Source organism: Pseudomonas sp. lyk4-R2A-10, assembly GCF_030209075.1.
Classification (GTDB): domain Bacteria; phylum Pseudomonadota; class Gammaproteobacteria; order Pseudomonadales; family Pseudomonadaceae; genus Aquipseudomonas; species Aquipseudomonas glycinae.
Genome location: NZ_JARVSR010000020.1, coordinates 42,283 through 49,216, shown reverse-complemented (window position 1 = coordinate 49,216; position 6,934 = coordinate 42,283). Strand labels below are relative to the sequence as shown.

Annotated in this window: 7 protein-coding genes; all 7 read right to left on the bottom strand. The window is 64.1% G+C overall.

Annotated features, from left to right (window positions below):
- Nucleotides 1-437: 437 nt before the first annotated feature.
- The 7 genes from QRN46_RS27935 to QRN46_RS27905 are packed head-to-tail and all read right to left on the bottom strand — an operon-like array spanning nucleotide 438 to nucleotide 6,925.
- Nucleotides 438-710, bottom strand: coding sequence for a DUF3613 domain-containing protein (locus QRN46_RS27935; protein ID WP_197869849.1), 273 nt, complete (start codon nucleotides 708-710; stop codon nucleotides 438-440).
- Between the two features lie 11 nt (nucleotides 711-721).
- Nucleotides 722-1,411: a tetratricopeptide repeat protein gene (locus QRN46_RS27930; RefSeq protein ID WP_011332285.1), complete on the bottom strand. Its 690-nt coding sequence runs from the start codon at nucleotides 1,409-1,411 to the stop codon at nucleotides 722-724.
- 11 nt (nucleotides 1,412-1,422) lie between these two features.
- Entirely contained in the window at nucleotides 1,423-2,313 is an 891-nt protein-coding gene (locus tag QRN46_RS27925; protein ID WP_011332286.1) for a type II secretion system F family protein, read from the bottom strand.
- Nucleotides 2,310-3,191 (bottom strand): type II secretion system F family protein, encoded by an 882-nt coding sequence (locus QRN46_RS27920; protein ID WP_201817327.1) that lies wholly within the window; start codon nucleotides 3,189-3,191, stop codon nucleotides 2,310-2,312. Before QRN46_RS27920 ends, QRN46_RS27925 begins: the two co-directional genes overlap by 4 nt.
- Nucleotides 3,192-3,201: 10 nt before the next feature.
- Nucleotides 3,202-4,473: a TadA family conjugal transfer-associated ATPase gene (locus tag QRN46_RS27915; protein ID WP_285358644.1), complete on the bottom strand. Its 1,272-nt coding sequence runs from the start codon at nucleotides 4,471-4,473 to the stop codon at nucleotides 3,202-3,204.
- Entirely contained in the window at nucleotides 4,470-5,660 is a 1,191-nt protein-coding gene (locus QRN46_RS27910) for a CpaE/TadZ family protein (protein WP_011332289.1), read from the bottom strand. The genes QRN46_RS27915 and QRN46_RS27910 overlap by 4 nt, the downstream gene beginning before the upstream one ends.
- Nucleotides 5,657-6,925 (bottom strand): type II and III secretion system protein family protein, encoded by a 1,269-nt coding sequence (locus QRN46_RS27905; RefSeq protein WP_011332290.1) that lies wholly within the window; start codon nucleotides 6,923-6,925, stop codon nucleotides 5,657-5,659. The genes QRN46_RS27910 and QRN46_RS27905 overlap by 4 nt, the downstream gene beginning before the upstream one ends.
- Nucleotides 6,926-6,934: the final 9 nt, after the last annotated feature.

Genomic DNA, 6,934 nt, shown 5'->3' with positions numbered 1-6,934 from the left:
TTCGCTGCACCTCCTCTCGATGCATGCGGCTGCGCCGCACGGTCGCTGCGCTCCCCCCCCGGATGAATCCCTCCACTCAGCCTTCCGATGGGGCCGGCACGTCAAAAGCTTTACTCGAGCTAACGCTCATCGTGTTGAGTGGTGGGAAGCGAACAGCGAACAGCGAACAGCAGACTGCTTTTTCTTGATCGTTCCCACGCTCTGCGTGGGAATGCAGCCCGGGACGCTCCGCGTCCCGATTCGAGCTGCCAGCGACTGTCGCTGGCAGCTCGGTTCAGTCAGAGCGGCTTGGCTGTGGGTTGGATGACGCTGTACTTCGACGTTATCCAGTACTCGGTTCACCGTCAGTTCGGTGGGCATGTTGTTGGAAACATCCCCCAAAATCACGCCATCTGTAGGACGACAAACACGTTGGGAAATGTGTGCTTGCGCCCCGTTTATCCTCCCGACCCACTGTCCACAGTCCCACCCTGCTTCTGGTCAAAGAATTCCGGAATCTCGTGTGTGTAGCTCTTCAGCCAGCGTTGCATGCTCAGTTCGCGTTCGGTGGGGGTGCTGGTCTGGGGTTTGGTGGAGGCGGCTTTGTTGCGGCTTTGCAGGAGCAGCCAGCCTTCGGTTTCCTGTTGTTGCGCCGAGGCGGGGCCGGGGTCGATGGCGTGGGTGGTCAGGGGCAGGGCGAGGAGGGTGAGGCAGAGCGCGGTGGCTTTCATGGCGGGGCTCCTTATTTGAGCATCGCGGTGGCGGCTGCGGTGACGGGGCTTGGGGTCTTGAGTTTCTGGGCGCGGGTCTGGGCCTCGTTGAATTGCTCAGGGCTCAGGTTCAGGCGGCTGACCAGTTCGGCGGCGCGGGTCCAGTCGTCCTGGTAGAGCAGCAGCGTCACCAGATTCAGGGCGGCCAGCGAATCGCTCTGCTTGAGTTCCATGGCGGTGAGGAATTCGAAGCGGGCGTCTTCTATGCGCAGTTGGTTGAGGTACACCACGCCCAGGTCGTTGCGGATTTTTTCGTCGGTGGGGGCCAGGCGGGCGGCGCGTTGCAGGTGAGCCTGGGCCTGGCCGTAGTCGGCGCGGGCGGCGGCGAGCTGGCCGAGGCCGTGTTCGGCTTCGGCGGCCAGGCAACTGCCGAGCAGGCCGCGATACAACGGTTCGGCTTCGCTGCGTCCCAGCAGGCGATAGACCTTGGCCTTGCGCAGGCGGACGTCGGCGAGGTTGTCCGGCAAGCTTTGCAGGTTGGCCAGGCTGGCGTGCAGTTTGCCGTCCTTGGCCATGTCGTCGGCCAGGGTCATCGACAGCTGTTGTTCCTGGCTCAACGGGCCGCAACCGGCGTTCGGGTTCAGGGCGCTCCACGGCGTCTGGCCGTTGCTGGCGCAGCCGCCGAGCATCAGCAGGGTCAAACTGGCAATCATTGCTTTCATGGCGATTCCTTCTATGAGCCCAGTGCCCGCGCCAGGGCACTGAAGCCCGGGCCTGCGAGGACGATCAACAGCGCCGGGAAGAGAAACATCATCATCACGACGGACATTTTGGCGGACATTTTCGAGATGTATTCCTGCAGCCTGGTCAGGCGTCGGTCATCGAGCAGTTGCTTGAGCGCCAGCAGCGATTTCATCGCGCCCCCACCCTGTTGCAGCAGTTGCTGAAGGATCACGCAGGTGTCGGTGAATTCGTCCACCGCCAGCAGGCGCGTGGCCTTGTTCAGTTCCTCGCCCAGTTCCAGGCCCGAGTCGACCCGGGCCAGCACCAGGCGCAATTCCTGGGTCAGCACCGGCAGCAACGTCTGGCCTTCGTGGCTGAGCACGCGCAACGCCTGCTCGACGGCCATGCCGGCTTCGAACAGGATGCGCAGCAAAGGAATGAAGGTCGAGATTTCCGTGGCCAGTTGTTTTTGCCGGCGGCCGGCGGCCATCGCCAGCAGGCGTTTGGGCAACAGGTAGCCGATGCCGAGGGCAAACAGCGGGGCGATCCATTGACGCTCGATGTGAGGAAACAGCACCCCTTGCAGCAAGACCGCCACGCTCAGCAACAGCAGCGGCGTACCGATCTGGCAGGCGGCGAACAGCGAGCGCTGGCGGGCGCTGCGCCAGCCGAGGCGGTTGAGCAGGGTCTGGGTTTCGTTGTCGAGCTTGACTGCGCGCTGGCCGAGGGCGCTGCCGCCAAGTACTTGCAGCAGGTTGCCGAAACGATTGTCGCGCAGCAGCGCACCTTCCAGCCGCCGCGTGACCTGTCGCGAGCGACGGCGGCGGTCGAGCAGGCCGCTGATCAGCAACAGTGCAGCGCCCAGCATCAACAGGGCGCTGATCATCAGAGGCATGGTCATAGGCTGCGCAACATCCGCCAGAGCAGCAGGCTGCCGATCACCTGCAGGCCGAAGGCGCTGGCGAGCATCATCTGGCCGGAATGGTCGTTCCACATGGCGATCAGGTATTTGGGATTGGACAGCAGAAAGTACCCGGCCAGCCCCACCGGCAGCAGGCCGAGCACCCAGGCGGTGATGCGGGTTTCGCCGGTCATGGCGCGCAACTGGCGCGATGCCTGGTCGCGTTCGCGGATCATCCGGATCAGGTTTTCCAGCAGTTCGCTGGCGTTGCCGCCGTAGCGGTGATTGACCTTGAGGCCGACGGCGAACAGGCGCAATTCGTCCTTTTCATACAGCTCGGCCACATCGCCCACGGCCTCCGGCAGGCTCACCCCCAATTGCACGTTGCGTTGTACCCGGCCCATGGCGTGTTTCAGCGGGTCCTCGCTGGCGTCGATCGCGCCCAGTACCGCGTCGGCCAGGGTGCGTCCGGATTTCAGGCTGCGCACCGTGTGATCGAGCAGTTGCGGCAGTTGCTCGATCATCCGCCGCAGACGGCGCTGATAGCGCCAGCTGACATAGAGACGCAACGCCAGCGGTGGCAGCACCAGCAGCAACAGAAAGCCGATCCAGCCGCCGATTGCCAGGCCTATCAGGCTGCCGAAGGCCCACAGCAGCAACCACAATTCGAGGCGATCCGGGCGGCCGAGACCCGCCCGCAAAAAGGCTCGCTCCAGTCCGGCCCAGCGCGGTTTCTCCGCCAACAGCTGAGGTTGTCCCTGATTCAAGCGGTCCAGTACCCGTTCGGTGCCGCCCTGGCGCCAACCGTTGTAGAACAGGCGCAGCGACAGCCCGAGCAACGCCAGACAGATCAGGATCAGCAACAGCGGTTTGAGCATGCCGTAGCCCTCACTGTGACAGCGCCGGTTCACGGCGCAATTTGTCACCGGCCGGGTTGACCGCTTCGCGCAGAAAACCGAAACCGGTGCGGCGGTCGAGACGGAACAGGGTGTTGGTGACGTAGACGTCGTCGCGTACCCCGACCACTTCCACCACTTCGCTGACGCAGCGGCGGCCGTCGGGCATGCGCGTCAGTTGAATGATCACGTCGAGTGCCGCGCAGATCATCTGGCGCAGGGTGCGTTCGGCAATGGTGCGGCCGGTCAGGCCCACCAGGGTTTCCAGGCGCAGCAGCGCGTCCTGGGCATTGTTGGCGTGGACCGTGCTCATCGAACCGTCGTGGCCGGTGTTCATTGCGGTCAGCACGTCGACCACTTCGACCCCGCGAATCTCGCCGAGGATGATCCGGTCGGGGCGCATCCGCAGGGCGTTGCGGATCAGGTCGCTGGCCTTCACTTCGCCGTGGCCCTCGGCGTTCGGCGGGCGGGTTTCCAGGCGCACCACATGCGGATGGCCGAGTTGCAGTTCGGCGACATCTTCGATGGTCACCAGCCGTTCGTGGGGGTTGATCAACTGGCTGAGAATGTTCAGCAGGGTGGTCTTGCCGGTGCCGGTGCCGCCGCTGATGAGGATGTTGCAGCGCTTGCCGACGGCCTCGGCGATGAAATCGAAAATCGCTTGGTCGATGGTCTGCATCGCCAACAGGTCGGTGCTTTTGAGCATATCCTTGCGAAACTTGCGGATCGACAGGCACGGGCCGTCGAGGGCGATCGGCGGGATGATCGCGTTGACCCGGCTGCCATCGGGCAGGCGCGCATCGACCATTGGCGACGACTCGTCGAGGCGTCGGCCGAGCGGGGCGAGGATGCGCTGCATCACCCGTTCGACGTGGTGCGCATCGATGAAGCGCAGGTCGCTCAGGTGCAGCACGCCCTCTCGTTCGATGAACACCCGGTGTGGGCCGTTGACCAGAATCTCGGTCACGGCGCTGTCGCGCAGCAGCACTTCCAGCGGGCCGAAACCGGTCAGCTCGTCGACGATTTCTTCAGCCAGACGCTCCATTTCGTAGCGGGAAATCGCCAGGTGCAGGCGGGCGATGTATTCGCCGACCTTGTCGATGACGAACTGCGACAACACTTGCCGCGAGCCTTCCAGCAGGTTTTTCCCCGATTCTTCGATGGCGTCGATGATGTAGCGGTGCAGCACCAGTTTCAGGCCGTCGTGGTCGGTGTTGCCGGTGGCGTTGCGCTGCGGCCCGCCAAACAATTGCTCGCTGCTCATGAGCTGCCTCGCAAGCGATCGAACCAGGTGACTTTGGGTTTGGCCAGGCCTTCGGAGCGCTTGGCCAGTCGTTCGCCGAGGGTGCGCAGACTCTGGCTGATGGCTTCGCGCGGGGCGAGTTCGAACAGGGTCACGCCCTGGTTCTTGGCATTCAGGCGCACTTCCGGGCTGTAGGCCAGCACTGCGATGACTTCCAGGCCGAAGGTCCTGCCGAGGGTGTCGGAGTCCGGCGCGACATTGCGCAGGTAGCGATCCACCAGCAGCCGGCCGTGATCAAGCTTCATGCCTTTTTCGCGCCACAGATTGAGCACTGCGAGGTTGCGTCGGCAGTCGAGGACGTTCTGGTCGGTGTACCACAGCAGCTTGTCGCAATGGCTGACGAAGGTGCGCAGCGCTTCGCTGTCGGGCTGGCCGGTGAGGTTCACCACGATGTGCTGGAAGTGCTGGCGCAGGGCGCTGAGCAACATGTACAGCTCGGCAGCGCTGGTGCGTTCCAGCGGTTCGTCGCCGGGGGCATAGGCGAGAATGCGCAACCCGGCCTCGGCACTGGTGAAGGCGCTGTCGATCAGCGTTGCGTCGAGGCGACGCAAATGACGTAACGCATCGCCGAAATGAAACGAACTCTCCAGCCCCAGCAGGGCCAGGCTGTCGCCGCGCGGCAGGCCAAGGTCAAGCAGCAAGGTCTGCTGGCCGCTCTTCTGCACCACCAGCGCCATGTGATTGGCCAGCAGCGCACCGTCGGCGTTGTTCTGAATGCTGTACAGAACCGTCAATCCGCCGAGCTGGGCGTTCGGCGTCACCGCCGGCAGGCGTTTGCTCAGCCGTCGCACCAGCCCGGCGACTTCGCTGGAGCGCGAGCCGTAGGCCACGAAATCCCGGGCACCGGCGCGCATCGCGTTGAGCACCAATTGATTGTCCATGCCGTCACCGAGGGCGACGATCGCCAGCATCGGCTTGGCTTCGAGCACGCCTTCGATCAACGCACTCTGGGCCACCAGATGTTCACGGTCGAGGCCGACGAACACCAGGCTGGCGAAGGTCACGTCGACCAGCGCCAGCAGTTCGTCGAGGCTGCCGCCACCGGCGCTGACCACCTGGCCCAGCGGCGCCAGCGCGCCTTGCAGCCACTCGAGATCGGTGGTGTTGCGGGTGATGGCGAGAAAGGTCTGGCTCAGGCTCTGGCTCATTGCGATAACCCGCTGCGTTTATCGAAGTTGCCGTTTTCCAGGAAGTACAGGCGATACCAGTTCGGGTCGTAATTGCGCAGTTTCTCGCCGGGCAACGACGGCAATGGCGCGTTGACGGCCAGCGGCTGCACCAGGTGCGGGGTGACGATCATCAGCAGCTCGCGTTCTTCGCGGTTGATCGACGAGTTGCGGAAAAACGCGCCGAGTACCGGAATGTCGCCCAGCCCCGGAAACTTGTTCACCTCCGAGGCATTGCGGGTACTGATCAGGCCGCTGATGACGAAGCTTTCGCCGTCTGCCAGGGAGATGCTGGTGTCGGTGCGGCGAATGGTGAAGGCCGGCACTTTGGTGCCGCCGATGGTCACGCCGTTGTTGTAGTCCAGCTCACTGACTTCCGGGGCGACCTTGAGGGCGATCCGGTCGTTGCTGACCACGGTCGGGGTCAGGGTCAGGCGGATACCGAATTCCTTGTACTCGATGGAGTAGCTGTTGCTGTTGGCGCTGGGCACCGGGATCGGCACCTCGCCACCGGCGAGGAAACTCGCACTCTGTCCGCTCAAGGCAACCAGGCTTGGCCGCGCGAGGGTGTAGGCGAAACCGCTGCCTTCCAGCGCGTTGACGATGCCGAGGAACTTGCTGCTGCCACCGCCCCAGACGATGTTGAACATGTCGTTGGCCAGCGGAATGCTCGGCGCGGCGATGCGTGGGTCGATGTTGAGCAACGGAACCACACCCGGCGTGACCCCGGTGTTCGGCACGGTGCCCGGGGCGCCGAACAGAAAATTGTTGGAGCCTTTGCCATAGATCGACGTACCCGCTTCCTTGAGTTTGGTGCGGCTGACTTCGACGAAGCGGATGTCTGTCTGCACTTGCGAGGGCAGGTTCGGTTCGCTGCTGGACGGCAGCGCCGCCGCAGTCATCGCCGCACTGGCCTTGCCCTGCACGAACACCATGCTTTGACGCGGTGTGCTGGCGCAGGCGGTCCAGATCATCAACGTGGTGGCGCCGGGGCCGACGCCGGTGAGCAACACACCCTGATCGCCGGTCACGCGCACATCGGCGATCTTCGGATCGCCCACGGCCACCCGAGTGATCGCCACCGGCGATTGCACGGCCTGTTGCAGGCCTTCACCGACTTCCAGCACGGCCGGTAGCGGCGCAAGCGCAGCGCAGTTGCCGGTGGCGGCGGCCGCGCTGCCGATCGAAGCCACGCTCAGCAAGGAAAACTGCAGCCAGTGGAACAGGGGCGTAAAGCGTTTGCGCATGGAGGTGCA

Coding starts and splice junctions, on each gene's coding strand:
- QRN46_RS27935 (WP_197869849.1), bottom strand. CDS start 710: ATGAAAGCCACCGCGCTCTGCCTCACCCTCCTCGCCCTGCCCCTGACC.
- QRN46_RS27930 (WP_011332285.1), bottom strand. CDS start 1,411: ATGAAAGCAATGATTGCCAGTTTGACCCTGCTGATGCTCGGCGGCTGC.
- QRN46_RS27925 (WP_011332286.1), bottom strand. CDS start 2,313: ATGACCATGCCTCTGATGATCAGCGCCCTGTTGATGCTGGGCGCTGCA.
- QRN46_RS27920 (WP_201817327.1), bottom strand. CDS start 3,191: ATGCTCAAACCGCTGTTGCTGATCCTGATCTGTCTGGCGTTGCTCGGG.
- QRN46_RS27915 (WP_285358644.1), bottom strand. CDS start 4,473: ATGAGCAGCGAGCAATTGTTTGGCGGGCCGCAGCGCAACGCCACCGGC.
- QRN46_RS27910 (WP_011332289.1), bottom strand. CDS start 5,660: ATGAGCCAGAGCCTGAGCCAGACCTTTCTCGCCATCACCCGCAACACC.
- QRN46_RS27905 (WP_011332290.1), bottom strand. CDS start 6,925: ATGCGCAAACGCTTTACGCCCCTGTTCCACTGGCTGCAGTTTTCCTTG.